The sequence below is a fragment of the Gemmobacter lutimaris genome, assembly GCF_003570715.1.
Classification (GTDB): Bacteria; Pseudomonadota; Alphaproteobacteria; order Rhodobacterales; family Rhodobacteraceae; genus Gemmobacter; species Gemmobacter lutimaris.
The window spans coordinates 1-15,218 of the sequence record NZ_QXXQ01000022.1 but is presented as its reverse complement, the minus strand read 5'-3'; the positions used below and the strand labels follow the sequence as shown (position 1 = coordinate 15,218).

Sequence of the window (15,218 nt, the reverse complement as noted above, 5' to 3'; positions counted from 1 at the left end):
CCCTTGTCCAGCACCTGTCGGCGTGACGCCAGAGATGGGTCATTTCTGACACATCACAGATCTGAGCCCCGCTCAGGACAGCCCGAGATCGCGCGCTTTCAGGGCCGCCTCTACGCGGTTTCTGACCTGAAGCTTTTGCAGGATATTCGTCATGTAATGCTTGATCGTCTTTTCCTGAAGGTCGAGGGCGCGGGCAATTTCCTTGTTGCTTTGCCCCAGCGCGACATGACGAAGGATCGCAGCTTCGCGTTCCGTCAGATCCTCCACTTCCGGGGATGCGGTTGCCCGGCGGCGGTCCTGCAAGGCGGCCAGTACGCGGCCCGCCAGCGCCGGAGGCACATAGGAAGCCCCCTCTGCCACGCCCAGCAGGATGCCAGTCAGTTCATCCGCCCCAACACCTTTCAGCGAATACCCCCGCGCCCCGGCCTTCAGCGCCGCCAGCAGGTCTTCGTCGGTCTCCGAGGCGGTCAGCATGACGATGGCGACCGCAGGAAAACGCCTTGCAATCTCGTCCGCCGCCGCAAGCCCGGAACCCGGCATCGAGATGTCCAGCAAAACGATGTCGGGCATATGTGCCTCGACGGCGGCAACGGCGTCTTTCGCGGTTCCGGCCTGTGCCACAACCGCGAAACCGCCATGCTCCTGAAGCGTCAGCACGACACCGCCGCGAAACAGAGGGTGATCGTCGGCAACCACGATATGCACCTTGCCCGGCATCAAGTGGCCTCCCATGGCAGCGTCATTGCAAGGCGGGTGCCGCCCTGCGGACAGCTTTCAATCTCGAAACTGCCGCCGATGCTTTCCACTCTTTCCCGCAGGCCGGCAAGGCCAAGCCCTGTGACGCTGCGCTGTGCAGGGTCGAAGCCGGGGCCGTCATCCGTCACGCGAATGATCATCTGCCCGTCGGTGGCCCTTGCGCTGACCTGCACCTTGCTGTCGGGCGCATGGCGGTAGGCATTCATCAAGCCCTCCTGCACAAAGCGGTAGATACAGATCAGGAAGGGATGCGGTGCGGGCACCGCCAGAGGGCCTTCGCGCCCGAACAACCGATACACCGTTGCGCCTGATCGCCGTTCGTGTGCCGAAATGGCAAGGTCCAGCGTCTGCGCCACCGAACGCCTGTCAAGTTCCGGCAGAGTCAGCCCGCTGCACAGGTCGCGCACGTCGCGCAGCGCCTCGTCCAGACAGCCACGCATCTGCAATGCCTCCGGGTCATCGGGGGCCACGCCAGCCCGGCGCATCACCGCATCCAGACGCAGCGAGGCCAGTGCCAGCGCTTGTGCCGGGCCATCATGCAATTCCGCACTGACCCGCCGCATGTAGCGTTCGTTCGTCTCGCTTACCCGTTGCGACGCGCCCTGAACACGGGTTCGCAGCGCTTCGTTCTGGGCCGAGATCCGCGCGAGTTCGTCCACCTGATGCCTCAGGCGCCGGGTCTGGTCTTCTATGGTCCGGCTGCCCGAGCGCACGATGCTGAAAAGTGCCAGAAAGGTCATGCCGGTGACGATGGCGACCGCGGCCCAGGCGCGGGCATGGGCGCCGCGCAGATCGGCCTCCAGCTCGGTCGCATCAAGGTAGAATTCGGCTACCGCGATGATCTCGCCCGATACGATGGAATGTATGGGATTGTAGACTTCCAGCAGCGGCACGCCGGTTTCGCGTTCGCGCAGGCTTTCCGCGCCCTCAAGCTGATCGAACGAGGCGTTCAACTGCCCGTCCCAGGCTTGCTGCAATTCCTCGCTTGGCGGGAAGTGCTGTCCGATCAGGTCTGCATCGCTGCTGAAGGCAAGCAACCCGCCGGGGCGCCAGATCTTGACCGAGATGACCCGCTCTGAAAGCGGGGACCGGGTCAACAGATCGTTCATCCGCTCGATGGTTTCCGCCGACAGGGTTGCAGACCGGACAAGCTCTTGCGACATCGGCGCGACGAGGCTTTCCATGTAGACCGCGCTTGAAATTGCCGAGTTGCGGACAACGCCCGTTTCGATGCTACTGCTGACGATCGAGCCGATAACGGCCATGCCGATCAGGGTGACGAGGCTGCCCGCCAGCGCAAAACGGTAATGCAGGGGCAGGCCGACGAGCCGCGTCCGGAGCGATGCCGCCCGGCTGTTCCCCTGCATGGAGGAAAAATCGTCGCGCATTGTCGTCACATCGGGTCATCCTCGTTGTCGCCATCTATCAGGCGGTGGGGACCGGAGGATTGCAAGTCTCATCGGACCAAGGTCCGAACTCGGGTCTGCCTGAGGTCCGACGCAGGGACAGCGGAGGTCTGAGTGGCCGGGGCAGGGGTCCGGGTGCTGTCGCCAGCGGGGAGGGCGGAATGTCAGGCTGGGTTTGCCCAGGCAAGATGCCTGCGTTCATTGGAGGAACTTCATATGTCCAAGATCCTGAAGCCCGGCCTTTCTGCCGCACTGCTCACCGCCTTCGTCATCACGCTTGCCCCCGGTGCAGGTGGCGCGACCCCGCATCTGCCGCGGCTTGGTCATTCCCTTTCCATGAAGGACGGGGCCGAGATCCTGAAGGTTCGCAGGGGACGTGGCGCCGATGACGGTGCAACGCATGATCTGGGCGACGACAAGGGCGGTCGCCGGGGTGGCAAGGGGCGCGGGGCTGATGATGCGCCGGGCGACGACAGGGGCGGGCGGAAAGGTGGCCGGGGCCGGGGCCGCGACGATGGTCCCAACCACACCTGACCCAGTTTGCAACCAACAATCGCGCTCTTCACACTGCTGGCCCGACGCGCAGGGGCGGAGGGCGCATTTGTCAGGCGGGGGCTCCACCATGGTCCTGGGGCACGGTCTGCAAATTATAGATCAAAAACAAACTCATGCGACCTCGCGGTGCGTCAGCACGGCGGGGTTTTGCGCCATTTTCCGATGAATTTCCGCAGCGCAACACGAACCCCTGAGGGTAACGTCTATGTCATGCTGCAATGGAAGATACAGTGGTGAGCCCGACAGGATTCGAACCTGTGACCCACTGATTAAAAGTCAGTTGCTCTACCAACTGAGCTACGGGCCCGCCTTCTGTGAGCGGCTAACTACGGAGTTCGTCCGAGGCGGTCAAGGGCCAATCCGCAGAAAATTGTCATCTCTGGAAGAATCCTTTGAACTGGGGTAGGAGGCGGGCATGACAGAGCTTTTCCCCCATGGCCTGCCCTTCATGAAGATGCACGGTGCAGGCAATGATTTCGTGGTGATCGACTCGCGCGGGCGCGGGGCGGTGGTCACTGCTGCGCTGGCGCGCGCGGTGGGGGACCGCAATCGCGGCGTGGGGTTTGACCAGCTTGCTGAAATCCGCGACTCGGCCGAGGCAGATTTCGCACTGGATTTCTGGAATTCCGATGGCAGCCGGGCCGGGGCCTGCGGCAATGCCACGCGCTGTGTCAGCGATTACATGATGGGGCAGCTTGCCCGTGATGCGGTCGAACTGGTGACTCAGCGCGGCCGGTTGCTGGCCCGCCGTCTGCCCGACGGCCGTGTGTCGGTGAACATGGGGCACCCGCAACGCGACTGGCAGGAGATTCCGCTTGCCGCGCCGCAGGATACCGCGCACCTGCCCTTGCCCGGCACGCCTGTGGCGGTCGGCATGGGCAACCCCCATTGCGTTTTCTTTGTCGCGGATGCCGAGGCAGTGGATTTGCCTGCCGAAGGCCCCGTCTACGAACATCATGCGCTGTTCCCCGAACGCACCAATGTCGAATTTGCCAGCCTGCTGGGGCCCGACAGGCTGCGCATGCGGGTGTGGGAACGCGGCGCGGGGATCACGCTGGCCTGCGGCTCGGGGGCCTGTGCTACGGCGGTGGCTGCGGCGGAGCGTGGTCTGACCGGGCGCAAGGTCGAGATCGTGGTGGATGGCGGCATGCTGGAAATCGACTGGCGCGACGACGGGGTCTGGATGGCGGGGCCGGTGGCCCGTGTCTTTGACGGCATTCTGCGGCCGGATTTCCTGTCGGGCCTGCTATGACGGTACCGGTGTTTTCGACACTCGGTTGCCGGCTGAATGCCTATGAGACCGAAGCGATGAAGGAACTCGCCGCAGCGGCGGGTGTGGATAATGCTGTCATTGTGAACACCTGTGCGGTTACGGCAGAGGCGGTGCGCAAAGCCAAGCAGGAAATCCGCCGCCTTGCTCGCGAAAACCCCGGTGCGCCGGTCATCGTTACCGGCTGCGCTGCGCAGACCGAGCCGGAAACCTTTGCGGGAATGCCCGAGGTGACCAAGGTCATCGGCAATACCGAGAAGATGAAGGCCGACACCTGGCAAAGCCTGCGTGCGCCCGACCTGATCGGTCTGACCGAGAAGGTTCAGGTCGATGACATCATGTCGGTGCGGGAAACCGCCGGGCATCTCATCGACGGGTTCGGCCGCCATCGTGCCTATGTTCAGGTGCAGAACGGCTGTGACCATCGCTGCACCTTCTGCATCATCCCCTATGGCCGGGGCAATTCGCGGTCCGTGCCTGCTGGCGTCGTGGTTGAGCAGATCAAGCGTCTGGTAGACAAGGGTTTTCAGGAAGTCGTGCTGACCGGCGTTGATCTGACGAGCTGGGGGGCAGACCTGCCCGCGACGCCGCGGCTTGGCGATCTGGTGATGCGCATCCTGCGGCTGGTGCCGGATCTGCCGCGCCTGCGCATCAGCTCCATCGATTCGATCGAGGCGGATGAGATGCTGATGCAGGCCATCGCGACCGAGCCGCGCCTGATGCCGCATCTGCACCTGAGCCTTCAGGCCGGGGATGACATGATCCTGAAGCGGATGAAACGCCGACATTTGCGCGACGATGCGATCCGTTTCTGTGAAGAGGCGCGGCGTCTGCGGCCTGACATCGTGTTCGGCGCCGACATCATTGCTGGCTTCCCCACGGAAACCGAACAGATGTTCGAAAACTCGGTCCGGTTGATCAGGGATTGTGGTTTGACCTTCCTGCACGTTTTTCCCTTCAGCCCGCGCAAGGGCACGCCCGCCGCCCGTATGCCACAGGTGAACGGTGCGGTCACCAAGGCCCGTGCCGCGCGGCTGCGGGCCGAGGGTGAAGCCGCACTGACGCGGTATCTGGCCAGCCAGGCAGGCGAGATGCGTCACATCCTGACCGAGACCCCGCGCATGGGCCGGACAGAGCATTTCGCCGAAGTCCGCTTCGAAAGCGATCAACCCGAGGGTCAGATCGTCACGGCGCGCATTACCGGCTTTGCGGGCGAACAGCTTCTCGCATAGGCTTGTCCCGCAAGGGGACAGCCATGACCGAACACAGCCACTCCCACGACCATGGTGACATGGATCTGCCGTTGACTGCCCTGGTCCTGACCGGCATGGCGGCGGCCTTGGTCAGTGCGTTCCTGCTGCCCGGCTGGTGGGGACCGGCGGGTCTGATCGCTGTCTATCTGGCGGCTGGTGTGCCGACAGGCCTTTCGGCACTCGGTGCGCTGTTCCAAGAGCGGCGGCTCGACATTGACCTGTTGATGGTGCTTGCCGCGCTTGCCGCCGCCGCAGTCGATTCGGCGCTGGAAGGTGCCGTCCTGCTGACACTTTTCGCCATTTCCGAAACGCTGGAAACGCGGGCGATGGGCCGTGCCCGCCGCGCGGTCGAGGCGTTGATGGCGCTGCGCCCTGATACAGCGCTGAAACGACAGGGCGATAAAGTGGTGGAGGTGCCTTCGGCCAGCCTGCTGCCCGGTGATATGGTCGTGGTGCGGCCCGGTGCGCGGGTGCCGGTGGATGGTGTGATCCTCGAAGGCGAGGCGTCGATGGACCTCTCGACCATCACGGGCGAATCGATGCCTGCGCACAAGGCGCCGGGCGACCGGGTGTTCGAGGCGACGGTGAACCTGAACGGTGTGCTGGAAGTGGAGGTCAGCCATGCCGCCGCTGACAGCACGGTGGCCCGCATGGTTGCGCTGGTGACTGAAGCCCAATCGCAAAAGGCGCCGTCGGAGCGGTTCTCTGACTGGTTCGGGCAGCGGTATACGATTGCGGTCTTGCTGGGGGCGATTGCCGCTTTTCTGGGGTTTCTGGCGGTCGGCACCGATACCGATACTGCGCTTTACCGGGCGGCGACGCTGCTGGTCGCGGCCAGCCCCTGTGCGGTGGTGATCTCGGTTCCCGCCGCGATCCTGTCGGCCTTGTCGGCTGCGGCGCGTGGCGGGGTGCTGTTCAAGGGCGGTGGCGCCCTCGAAGCTTTGGCCGAGGTGCGTGCCTTCGCCTTTGACAAGACCGGCACGCTGACCACCGGCCGGGCCGAGGTGACGGGTCTGCACACGACCGACGAAACCGCCTTTCTGGCCCTGCTCGCCGGGATCGAGGCGCAGTCCGAGCACCCGATTGCCGATGCGATCCGCCGCGAGGCCGCCACGCGTGGCATCGCCGCCGTCGGTGTGCATGAGGTGCGTGCGCATCCCAGCGAAGGCGTGACCGGCCAGCATTCTGATGGCCCGCTCTGGGCCGGAAACGCCCGGATGGCGGCCCGCATGGGGGTCGATCTGCCGCATTTGGGCGGTGTCAGCGACGGAGCGGAAACGCTGATCTGGCTGGGGCGCGAGGCGCAGGTGATCGGCGCGGTAACGGTGGCAGACCGACCGCGCGACAGCTCGCGCGCCGCTGTGGCACGGCTGCGGGCCGAGGGGTTGAACCTTGCGTTGATGACCGGCGACCGACACGCTGTCGCCCGCCGCATCGGGGCCGAACTGGGGTTTCAGGAGGCCGAGATCCACGCCGATCTTCTGCCCGCGGACAAGGTGGCGCTGGTGGGTGATCTGGCGGCGCAGGGGCGCGTGGCCTTTGTCGGCGACGGGGTGAACGATGCGGCCGCGCTGGCCCGCGCAGATGTTGGCATTGCAATGGGTGCGGCAGGCAGCGAGGTCGCCTTGCAGGCCGCCGATGTGGCTCTGATGTCGAACGAGATGGGGCAACTGGCCGCTGCCCGACATCTGGCCCGCCGCACGGCGCGCATCATCCGGCAGAACCTGATCTTCGCGCTGGGCGCCATGCTGGTGCTGGTGGTGGGCGGGTTGTTCTTCGACCTGCCGTTGCCATTGGCAGTGCTGGGGCACGAGGGCGGCACGGTTCTGGTGGTGCTGAACGGGCTGCGGTTACTGGCAGATCCGATCCGCCGGGCCTGAAACGAAAGGGGCGCCACAAGGGCGCCCCGGTCATTTCAGTTCTTCATCCCGTCCCAGAAGCTGCGCACCTTCTTGAAGAAGGAGCTGGCCTCGGGGTTGTTTTCTTCCGACAGCTTCTCGAATTCGCGCAACAGTTCGCGCTGACGGGCGGTCAGGTTCACCGGGGTTTCCACCACCAGTTCGATCAGCAGATCGCCGGTGCCGCCCCCGCGCAGCGCAGGCATACCCTTGCCGCGCAACCGCATCTGCTTGCCGGTCTGGCTGCCCGCAGGCACCTTCACGCGACTGCGGCCCCCGTCGATTGTCGGCACCTCGACCTCGCCCCCCAGCGCAGCGGTGGCCATCGGCACCGGCACGCGGAAGAACAGATGCACGCCGTCGCGTTGGAAGATCGCGTGCTCCTTCACCTCGATGAAGATGTAAAGGTCGCCCGTCGGCCCCCCGCGCAGACCGGCCTCGCCCTCACCAGCCAGCCGGATGCGGGTGCCCGTTTCCACCCCGGCGGGGATGTTGACGGAAAGCGCGCGCTCTTTCTCCACCCGGCCGGCACCCTGACAGACCTTGCAGGGGTTCTTCACCATCTGCCCCATGCCGTTGCAGGTCGGGCAGGTGCGTTCGACGGTGAAAAAGCCCTGTTGCGCCCGCACCTTGCCCATACCCGAGCAGGTCGGACAGGTGACAGGCTCGGCACCGCCTTCGGCGCCGGTGCCGTGACAGGCATCGCAAGGTACCGAAGCCGGGACGTTGATGGTTTTCTGGACACCCTTGTAGGCTTCTTCCAGATTGATCCGCAGGTTGTAACGCAGGTCCGAGCCGCGCTGTGCACGCGAGCGTGCTCCGGCACGACCGCCGCCGCCCATGAAATCGCCGAACAGATCCTCGAACACGTCCGAGAAGGCGCTGGCGAAATCGCCATTGCCGCTGAAGCCGCCACCGCGCGGGCCGCCGCCGCCGCCCATGCCGCCTTCGAACGCCGCATGGCCAAAACGGTCATAAGCGGCCTTCTTGTCGGCATCCTTCAGAACGTCATAAGCCTCGTTCACTTCCTTGAACTCGGCTTCGGCATTGGGATTGTCGGAGTTGCGGTCGGGGTGAAGCTCTTTGGCCTTGGCCCGGTAGGCTTTCTTCAGTTCATCCGCAGATGCCCCGCGCGAGACGCCGAGCACCTCGTAGTAGTCACGTTTTGCCATGGCTTATCCCCCTTCGGAACCGGAGAGGGGCGGCCCGTTGCCGGACCGCCCCCTTCGGATTTCCGCGGTCTTACTTCCGCTTGTCTTCGCCGAGATCCTCGAAATCAGCATCGACAATGTCGTCATCGACCGAACGGGGGCCATCTTCGTCGCCACCGCCGTCACCGTCGGCCTGCTGCGCCTTGTAGATGGCTTCGCCAAGCTTCATCGCGGCTTCGGTCAGGTTCTGGATGCCGCCGCGGATCTTGCCCGCATCATCGGACTTGAGCGTTTCCTCAAGCGCACCCATCGCCAGTTCGATGACCTCGACGGTCGAGGGATCGACCTTGTCGCTGTGCTCGGCCAGAGATTTCTTGGTCGAGTGAAGCAGGCCTTCACCCTGATTGCGGGCTTCCACCAGTTCCTTGCGCTTCTTGTCGGCTTCGGCATTGGCCTCGGCGTCGCGGACCATCTTGTCGATCTCGTCATCGGACAGACCGCCCGAAGCCTGGATCGTGATGTTCTGTGACTTGCCGGTGCCCTTGTCTTTGGCGGAAACCGACACGATGCCGTTGGCGTCGATGTCGAAGGTCACCTCGATCTGCGGCATGCCGCGCGGGGCCGGCGGGATGTCTTCAAGGTTGAACTGGCCCAGCAGCTTGTTGTCGGCGGCCATCTCGCGTTCACCCTGGAACACCCGGATCGTCACGGCATTCTGGTTGTCCTCGGCGGTCGAGAAGACCTGGCTTTTCTTGGTCGGGATGGTGGTGTTGCGGTCGATCAGACGGGTGAACACACCGCCCAGCGTTTCGATACCCAGCGACAGCGGGGTCACGTCCAGCAGAACCACATCCTTCACGTCGCCTTGCAGCACGCCGGCCTGAATGGCGGCACCCAGCGCCACGACCTCATCGGGGTTCACGCCCTTGTGGGGCTCTTTCCCGAAGAACTTGGTCACTTCCGCGATGACTTTCGGCATGCGGGTCATCCCGCCGACCAGAACCACCTCGTCGATGTCGTTGATCGACAGGCCCGCATCCTTCAGCGCCGCCTGACAGGGCTTCATCGACTTCTTGATCAGGTCATCCACCAGGCTTTCCAGCTTGGCGCGGGTCAGTTTCATGACCATGTGCAGCGGCGTGCCCGAGTTGCGGTCCATCGAGATGAACGGCTGGTTGATCTCGGTCTGGCTGGAGGACGACAGCTCGATCTTCGCCTTTTCGGCGGCTTCCTTCAGGCGTTGCAGGGCCATCTTGTCCTGCGTCAGGTCAACGCCATGCTCTTTCTTGAACTCTTCGGCGAGGTAATTGACGATGCGCATGTCGAAATCCTCACCGCCGAGGAACGTATCCCCGTTGGTGGATTTCACCTCAAAGAGGCCGTCGTCGATTTCAAGAATGGTGATGTCGAAGGTGCCGCCGCCAAGGTCATAGACCGCGATGGTGCGGGTTTCTTTCTTGTCGAGACCATAGGCCAGCGCAGCGGCGGTAGGCTCGTTGATGATGCGCAGCACTTCAAGACCGGCGATCTTGCCCGCGTCTTTGGTGGCTTGCCGCTGGGCGTCGTTGAAGTAGGCCGGAACCGTGATCACGGCTTGGGTGACGGTTTCACCAAGATAGGCTTCGGCGGTTTCCTTCATCTTCTGAAGGATCATGGCGCTGACCTGCGCCGGCGAATATTTCTCGCCCCGGACCTCGACCCAGGCATCGCCGTTGCCACCGTTCACGATGGAATAGGGAACCAGTTTCTTGTCCTTTTCCACCTCGGCATCGGTCACGCGGCGCCCGATCAGGCGTTTGACCGCGAAAACGGTGTTGGTGGGGTTGGTGACGGCCTGCCGCTTGGCGGCCTGTCCGACCAGACGTTCATTTTCCGTAAAGCCCACGATGGAGGGCGTGGTGCGAGCCCCTTCGGAGTTCTCGATGACGCGCGGTTGCGACCCATCCATGATGGCAACGCAGGAGTTCGTGGTCCCGAGGTCGATCCCGATGACTTTGGCCATGATATGATACCTCTTCTTTCGGCGATGTTGTGGAGGCGGACCCTGAAAAGGCTTCCGTCCCCGATCCCATTTCAAGCGGCGGAGCGGCCCGCTCCAAACCGGCTTCCCGGCGTATATAGGCAGGGGGAAAAGCCCCTGCAAGCATGACAATCGGATGAATTTCTGCGGAACGTCGGCATTTCGGCCCGGTGTTCCGCCGGATCAGGGCGCAAGCGAACAGCAGCCCGAAAGCGCGACGGGTTCGGCGCTGCTTTCCTGTGATGGATTGACGAACAGGCTGATCGAAAGGCCATAGCTCCGGTCACTCATCCCGTCATTGCAGGCTTCGGCGGTCAGCGTGGCAAAGCCGCGTCGCGCCGGGCCTTCGATGGCCCAGCCGATCTGCCCGGAACGGCTGCTGCTGGACAGATGCCAGTCGATCCACAGACCCAGAGGCCCGTTTTCATCGCCCATCTGCGACAGGGTCATATTGCGCCGCGCGGGATCGTAGGCCAGCGACCAGAAGGGCTCGGTGCCAAAACAACGCATCGGCCGGTCAAGGCTTTGCCACCCGGGTCCCGACGCGGGTGTCAGGTAGCGCATCGAAACCCAGCCCGATGCCTCGCCCGTATTGATGCGGCCCCATGTGCCATTCGGCGCAATCTCCACCACCTCGACCGAACGGGCACCGGGTGACAGGCTGCCGATCAGGCCAGCCCCGGCTTCAGGCGCGGCACGGATGTTCAGCACGTCGTTTACGGCCACGCCCTGCACATCGAACAATGCGGGCATGTCCTGTGCCATGGCAGGGAGGCAGAGGCAGGATATCAGGACAGCAACGAGCCGCTTCATCGTTTGGAGAACCAACTGGCCGAGATATGTTTCCGGGTATAGAATTCCGCCATCATCCCGATGACGAAGCAAATGCAAGTTACCTTCAGCGCATAGGCGATCGAAGTGTAATGCGGGTGATAATTCATGAAAACGAAGCCACGGCCCTGGTCAATCGTGTGGAACAGCGGATTCCAGTCGAACCATTGCCGAATCTTGTGTGGCGCCTGATTGGCGATCAGCATCTTGCCACTGGCGATCATGTTCGCGCGCATGTAAACCATTGTCACGACACCGAAAATATCCGGCGCCCATGGTTTTGCGGCAAGGAAGATCATGCCGATGGCTACCCCCGAGGCCCAGGACAACAGCATCATTGCCATTGCGCCGACAGGATCATGGATGGTGATGGGCGTGAAGGCCGCATGATAGCCGTATAGCACACACGAGGCCGAGAGCAGTTGCAGGTAAAGCGAACTGAGCGCCGAGGAGGCGATCGAAACGATGGTGTTCATCGGCGCGTGTTTCATCATGGCAGAGGTCGGCCCCTCGGCCCCCGCCACGGCCCCAAGCGCCTTGGAATGGGTCATGAACATGAAGACGCCTGACATGACGTAAAGCACGAAATTGCCGCGTACCGCCGCCGCTCGGTTCGAACCCATCAGCGTCATCATTGTATAGAAGACCAGAACCAGAACGACGGTCTGCACCATGTTCAGAAGCAGTCCGATGACGGCATTGCCGTGGCCTTGCCGCACATGCCGCACACTGGCATGGAAAATAAGTTCCAGCGTGGCAAAGGCCGACTGTGCCGACGACCTTGCGCGTTCTGCCTCGAACATTCTGCCGCACCTCTTTGGGCTCTGTTCCCATCTTGCGCGGGAAATCTTGCCGATCCCTTAGCGACGGATGATAAGGGGATCAGAAAAATGAAGCAACATTAAGGCCCGACGGGCCAACCGGAGCCTGCCCATGGATCATTCGACCCTCATTCCCGTCATTCGCCGCCTTGCCCTTGAAGCGGGTGACCGGATCATGGAGATCTACAATTCGCCCGAGTTCGAGGTGAAGTCCAAAAGCGATTCCAGCCCGGTGACCGAGGCGGACGAGGCGGCCGATGCCATCATCGCGGCGGGCCTGCGCGCGGAATTTCCGGATGTAACCCTGATCACAGAGGAACAGGCGGCAAGCCATGATCTGCGTGCCTCGACCTTCCTGATCGTCGATCCGCTGGATGGCACCAAGGAATTCGTGCAGCGCCGCGGCGATTTTACCGTCAACATCGCCTATGTCGAAAATGGCGTGCCGCTGCGCGGTGTGGTCTATGCCCCGGCCAAGGGGCGGCTGTTCTACACGCAGGAGGATGGCGCTGCGGTCGAGGAAACCGGCGCTTTCGACAAGGCCGCGCGCGGCCCGGTCACCCCGCTGCGCGTCAGCGCGCCGGACAATGATGCGCTGATGGTCGTTGCTTCCAAGTCGCACCGCGATGCTGCGACAGATGATTACATCGGAAAATATGGCGTCAAGGACATGACCTCGGCCGGGTCGTCGCTGAAATTCTGTCTGGTGGCGACGGGGGAAGCCGATCTTTACCCGCGCCTTGGCCGAACGATGGAATGGGATACGGCGGCGGGCGATGCGGTGCTGCGCGGGGCAGGGGGCCATGTCGTGCGTTTTGATGATCACACGCCGCTGGCCTATGGCAAGGCGGGCTGGGACAACCCGTTCTTCATCGCCTACGCGCCGGGCGTGGAGCTGAAGAAGTGAGCGTCCTTCTGGCCATCCCTGCCCGCTATGCCTCGACCCGGTATCCGGGCAAGCCGCTGGTGTCGCTGAAAGGGCCGGACGGAGAAAAGACCCTGATCCGTCGTTCGTGGGAGGCCGCGCAGGGCGTGAAGGGGGTGGATCGCGTGGTGGTTGCCACCGATGACGACCGTATCAAGGCCCATGCCGAAAGCTTTGGCGCCGAGGTGGTGATGACCTCCTCTGCCTGCCAGAACGGCACCGAGCGCTGCGCCGAAGTGGCGGCGAAACTGCCGGGGTACGAGATGGTGGTGAACCTGCAAGGCGACGCGCCGCTGACGCCTGCATGGTTCGTCGAGGATCTGATTGCCGGGCTGCGCTCGGACAGTCAGGCCGACATTGCGACGCCGGTGCTGCGCTGCGATGGCCGGGCGCTGAACGGCTTTCTGGCGGATCGCCGGTCAGGGCGCGTCGGCGGCACCACCGCTGTATTCGGCACGGGTGGTCGGGCGCTCTATTTCTCGAAAGAGGTGATCCCCTACACCGGGAAAACCTATGCAGACGAGGATGCGACGCCGGTTTTCCACCACGTCGGGGTCTATGCCTATCGCCCCCGCGCACTGCGCGCCTATCCGTCCTGGCCGGTTGGTCCGCTGGAGGCCCTGGAGGGGCTGGAGCAACTTCGCTTCCTTGAACAGGGGCGCAATGTGCTTTGCGTCGAGGTGGAAGCCAAGGGGCGCCAGTTCTGGGAACTGAACAACCCCGAAGACGTGCCCCGGATCGAGGCCATGATGGCCGAGATGGCCAGCGCGTGACCGATCTGCCCACGATCAGCGTGATCGTGGCAAGCTGGCAGCGGCCGGATGCCTTGCGCCGCTGCCTGACCGGGCTGCGGCAGCAGGATCACCCGCAGCTGGAGCTTTGTATCGTGGCCGACCACGCCGCCTGTGAGGCGGTGGTCGCCCCGATGCGGACGGCGGGGGTGGGCTGCAAGCTGGCTGTGGCCGATGTGCCCAACCTGTCTGTGGCGCGCAATGCGGGTCTTGCGCTTGCGGCGGGCGACGTTGTGGCTTTCATCGACGATGATGCCGTGGCCGAGCCAACCTGGGCCAGCCGTCTGGCCGCCGCTTTCCGCACCCCCGGAGTAATCGCGGCAACCGGGTTCACACGCGGACGAAACGGCATTTCCTTCCAGTGGACGGCAGCCGAGGTCGATGCGACCGGGCAGGATCATGCGCTGCACCTTCCGCCCGGCATCAGCCTGCGTGCCGGGACATCACGGCAGGCGGTGAAGCCCGTGGGCACCAATTGTGCCTTTGACCGCAAGGTCCTTCTGGCCATTGGCGGCTTTGATCTCGCCTATCGGTTCTATCTTGAAGATGCCGATGTCGCGCTGCGGCTCGCACCGCATGGCCTGACCGCCATTGTGCCCGATGCGCAGGTGCATCACGGGTTTGAGGCCAGTGCGCGCCGCCGTGCTGACCGTGTGCCACTGGATCTGCGCGAAATCGGCGCCTCCAGCATGGTGTTTCTGCGCCGCCATGCCGGAGAACGCGAATGGGCTGCGGCGCTGGACAGACTGCGGGGGGATCAACGCCACCGCCTGCTTCGCCACATGGTTGCCGGCCGGATCGAACCGAGGGATGTGGAACTGCTGCTGCGCGGGCTGGATGCGGGCATAGCGGAGGGGGCAGCCCGTCCCTTGCAAGGTCTGCCGCCCCTGCCGGCGGGGGACGCGGCATTTTTGCCGCTTCCCGCAACTGGCGCGCGACCCGGTGTGGTGATCGCGGGGCGCGTCTGGCAACGCATGAAGCTGGCGCATCGGGCGCGGGCCGCCGTGGCCTCCGGGGCGGTAACGACTGTGTTGCGTTTCAGCCCGACGGCCTTGCGTCATCGTGCGGGCTTTCACCCCGATGGCTACTGGCTGCAATGGGGTGGTCTTTTCGGGGCGGCGCAGCGAGATGAGCCTGCCTTTCGACTGGTTTCCTTCCAGAGCCGCGTTACACGGGAATGTCACAGATGGGCGGAAGTGCGCCCATGCCCGTCCGACACCTCACGCGCATCTTGAGCGCGCCAAGTGGCCACGTTAGGCCTGACACAAGCTGGCGGCATTCCCACAGTTGGCTTCCAAAATGGCGCCTTTTTGTCACTTTTCTTGGTTATGGGCTTGGGAATGCGGTAACATTGCCGAAAGAGGCGCGTTTGCGCCATTGAGAACATGCGAATGCAAAAGGAATTGAGCCAGATCATGAAGCCCAGAAAGGTCACCAAGGCGGTATTTCCGGTTGCGGGGCTTGGAACCCGTTTCCTGCCCGCAACGAAGTCGATCCCGAAAGAGATCATGACACTGGTGGACCGCCCGCTGATCCAATAC

Annotated in this window: 13 protein-coding genes, 1 tRNA gene and 1 pseudogene; 8 read left to right on the top strand and 7 right to left on the bottom strand. The window is 63.6% G+C overall.

The window, feature by feature from the left end; genetic code table 11:
* Window positions 1–72: 72 nt before the first annotated feature.
* The gene (locus D2N39_RS20985) at window positions 73–717 is read right to left on the bottom strand and encodes a response regulator (RefSeq protein ID WP_119136714.1); all 645 of its coding nucleotides are present in this window, start codon (window positions 715–717) and stop codon (window positions 73–75) included.
* Window positions 717–2,144 (bottom strand): sensor histidine kinase, encoded by a 1,428-nt coding sequence (locus D2N39_RS20980; RefSeq protein WP_119136713.1) that lies wholly within the window; start codon window positions 2,142–2,144, stop codon window positions 717–719. Before D2N39_RS20980 ends, D2N39_RS20985 begins: the two co-directional genes overlap by 1 nt.
* Window positions 2,145–2,378: 234 nt before the next feature.
* Between D2N39_RS20980 and D2N39_RS20975 the strand changes: the two genes are divergently transcribed.
* The gene (locus D2N39_RS20975; RefSeq protein WP_119136712.1) at window positions 2,379–2,696 is read left to right on the top strand and encodes a hypothetical protein; all 318 of its coding nucleotides are present in this window, start codon (window positions 2,379–2,381) and stop codon (window positions 2,694–2,696) included.
* Window positions 2,697–2,948: 252 nt separating this feature from the next.
* Here D2N39_RS20975 and D2N39_RS20970 read toward each other — a convergent pair.
* Window positions 2,949–3,024: transfer RNA gene (locus tag D2N39_RS20970), tRNA-Lys, on the bottom strand.
* Between the two features lie 108 nt (window positions 3,025–3,132).
* Here D2N39_RS20970 and dapF point away from each other — a divergent pair.
* The 3 genes from dapF to D2N39_RS20955 are packed head-to-tail and all read left to right on the top strand — an operon-like array spanning window position 3,133 to window position 7,120.
* On the top strand, window positions 3,133–3,969 hold the full coding sequence (dapF, locus tag D2N39_RS20965; protein ID WP_119136711.1) for a diaminopimelate epimerase: 837 nt from the start codon (window positions 3,133–3,135) through the stop codon (window positions 3,967–3,969).
* On the top strand, window positions 3,966–5,219 hold the full coding sequence (mtaB, locus tag D2N39_RS20960) for a tRNA (N(6)-L-threonylcarbamoyladenosine(37)-C(2))-methylthiotransferase MtaB (protein WP_119136710.1): 1,254 nt from the start codon (window positions 3,966–3,968) through the stop codon (window positions 5,217–5,219). The genes dapF and mtaB overlap by 4 nt, the downstream gene beginning before the upstream one ends.
* A gap of 23 nt (window positions 5,220–5,242) precedes the next feature.
* Complete coding sequence (locus D2N39_RS20955; RefSeq protein WP_119136709.1) at window positions 5,243–7,120, top strand: heavy metal translocating P-type ATPase; 1,878 nt, start codon at window positions 5,243–5,245, stop codon at window positions 7,118–7,120.
* A gap of 35 nt (window positions 7,121–7,155) precedes the next feature.
* Here D2N39_RS20955 and dnaJ read toward each other — a convergent pair whose 3' ends face one another.
* From dnaJ to D2N39_RS20935, 4 genes are all read right to left on the bottom strand, one after another.
* Window positions 7,156–8,310, bottom strand: a complete 1,155-nt coding sequence (gene dnaJ, locus D2N39_RS20950) for a molecular chaperone DnaJ (protein ID WP_119136708.1) — start codon at window positions 8,308–8,310, stop codon at window positions 7,156–7,158.
* A gap of 70 nt (window positions 8,311–8,380) precedes the next feature.
* Window positions 8,381–10,291 carry a molecular chaperone DnaK gene (gene dnaK / locus D2N39_RS20945; protein ID WP_119136707.1) on the bottom strand — a complete coding sequence of 637 codons (1,911 nt, stop codon included), beginning with the start codon at window positions 10,289–10,291 and terminating at the stop codon, window positions 8,381–8,383.
* A gap of 201 nt (window positions 10,292–10,492) precedes the next feature.
* Window positions 10,493–11,062 (bottom strand): SH3 domain-containing protein, encoded by a 570-nt coding sequence (locus tag D2N39_RS20940; protein ID WP_158589895.1) that lies wholly within the window; start codon window positions 11,060–11,062, stop codon window positions 10,493–10,495.
* Between the two features lie 56 nt (window positions 11,063–11,118).
* Window positions 11,119–11,943 carry an ABC transporter permease gene (locus D2N39_RS20935; protein ID WP_119136705.1) on the bottom strand — a complete coding sequence of 275 codons (825 nt, stop codon included), beginning with the start codon at window positions 11,941–11,943 and terminating at the stop codon, window positions 11,119–11,121.
* Between the two features lie 130 nt (window positions 11,944–12,073).
* Here D2N39_RS20935 and cysQ point away from each other — a divergent pair, with 130 nt between their 5' ends.
* The 4 genes and pseudogenes from cysQ to D2N39_RS20915 form a co-directional block, all read left to right on the top strand.
* Window positions 12,074–12,868 (top strand): 3'(2'),5'-bisphosphate nucleotidase CysQ, encoded by a 795-nt coding sequence (gene cysQ / locus D2N39_RS20930; protein WP_119136704.1) that lies wholly within the window; start codon window positions 12,074–12,076, stop codon window positions 12,866–12,868.
* Complete coding sequence (locus tag D2N39_RS20925) at window positions 12,865–13,659, top strand: 3-deoxy-manno-octulosonate cytidylyltransferase (RefSeq protein ID WP_119136703.1); 795 nt, start codon at window positions 12,865–12,867, stop codon at window positions 13,657–13,659. The genes cysQ and D2N39_RS20925 overlap by 4 nt, the downstream gene beginning before the upstream one ends.
* On the top strand, window positions 13,656–14,912 hold the full coding sequence (locus tag D2N39_RS20920) for a glycosyltransferase family 2 protein (protein WP_158589894.1): 1,257 nt from the start codon (window positions 13,656–13,658) through the stop codon (window positions 14,910–14,912). The genes D2N39_RS20925 and D2N39_RS20920 overlap by 4 nt, the downstream gene beginning before the upstream one ends.
* Window positions 14,913–15,092: 180 nt before the next feature.
* Window positions 15,093–15,218 (top strand): annotated as a pseudogene (locus tag D2N39_RS20915) (UTP--glucose-1-phosphate uridylyltransferase); the annotation flags it as partial.

Coding starts and splice junctions, on each gene's coding strand:
- D2N39_RS20985 (WP_119136714.1), bottom strand. CDS start 717: ATGCCGGGCAAGGTGCATATCGTGGTTGCCGACGATCACCCTCTGTTT.
- D2N39_RS20980 (WP_119136713.1), bottom strand. CDS start 2,144: ATGCGCGACGATTTTTCCTCCATGCAGGGGAACAGCCGGGCGGCATCG.
- D2N39_RS20975 (WP_119136712.1), top strand. CDS start 2,379: ATGTCCAAGATCCTGAAGCCCGGCCTTTCTGCCGCACTGCTCACCGCC.
- dapF (WP_119136711.1), top strand. CDS start 3,133: ATGACAGAGCTTTTCCCCCATGGCCTGCCCTTCATGAAGATGCACGGT.
- mtaB (WP_119136710.1), top strand. CDS start 3,966: ATGACGGTACCGGTGTTTTCGACACTCGGTTGCCGGCTGAATGCCTAT.
- D2N39_RS20955 (WP_119136709.1), top strand. CDS start 5,243: ATGACCGAACACAGCCACTCCCACGACCATGGTGACATGGATCTGCCG.
- dnaJ (WP_119136708.1), bottom strand. CDS start 8,310: ATGGCAAAACGTGACTACTACGAGGTGCTCGGCGTCTCGCGCGGGGCA.
- dnaK (WP_119136707.1), bottom strand. CDS start 10,291: ATGGCCAAAGTCATCGGGATCGACCTCGGGACCACGAACTCCTGCGTT.
- D2N39_RS20940 (WP_158589895.1), bottom strand. CDS start 11,062: ATGCCCGCATTGTTCGATGTGCAGGGCGTGGCCGTAAACGACGTGCTG.
- D2N39_RS20935 (WP_119136705.1), bottom strand. CDS start 11,943: ATGTTCGAGGCAGAACGCGCAAGGTCGTCGGCACAGTCGGCCTTTGCC.
- cysQ (WP_119136704.1), top strand. CDS start 12,074: ATGGATCATTCGACCCTCATTCCCGTCATTCGCCGCCTTGCCCTTGAA.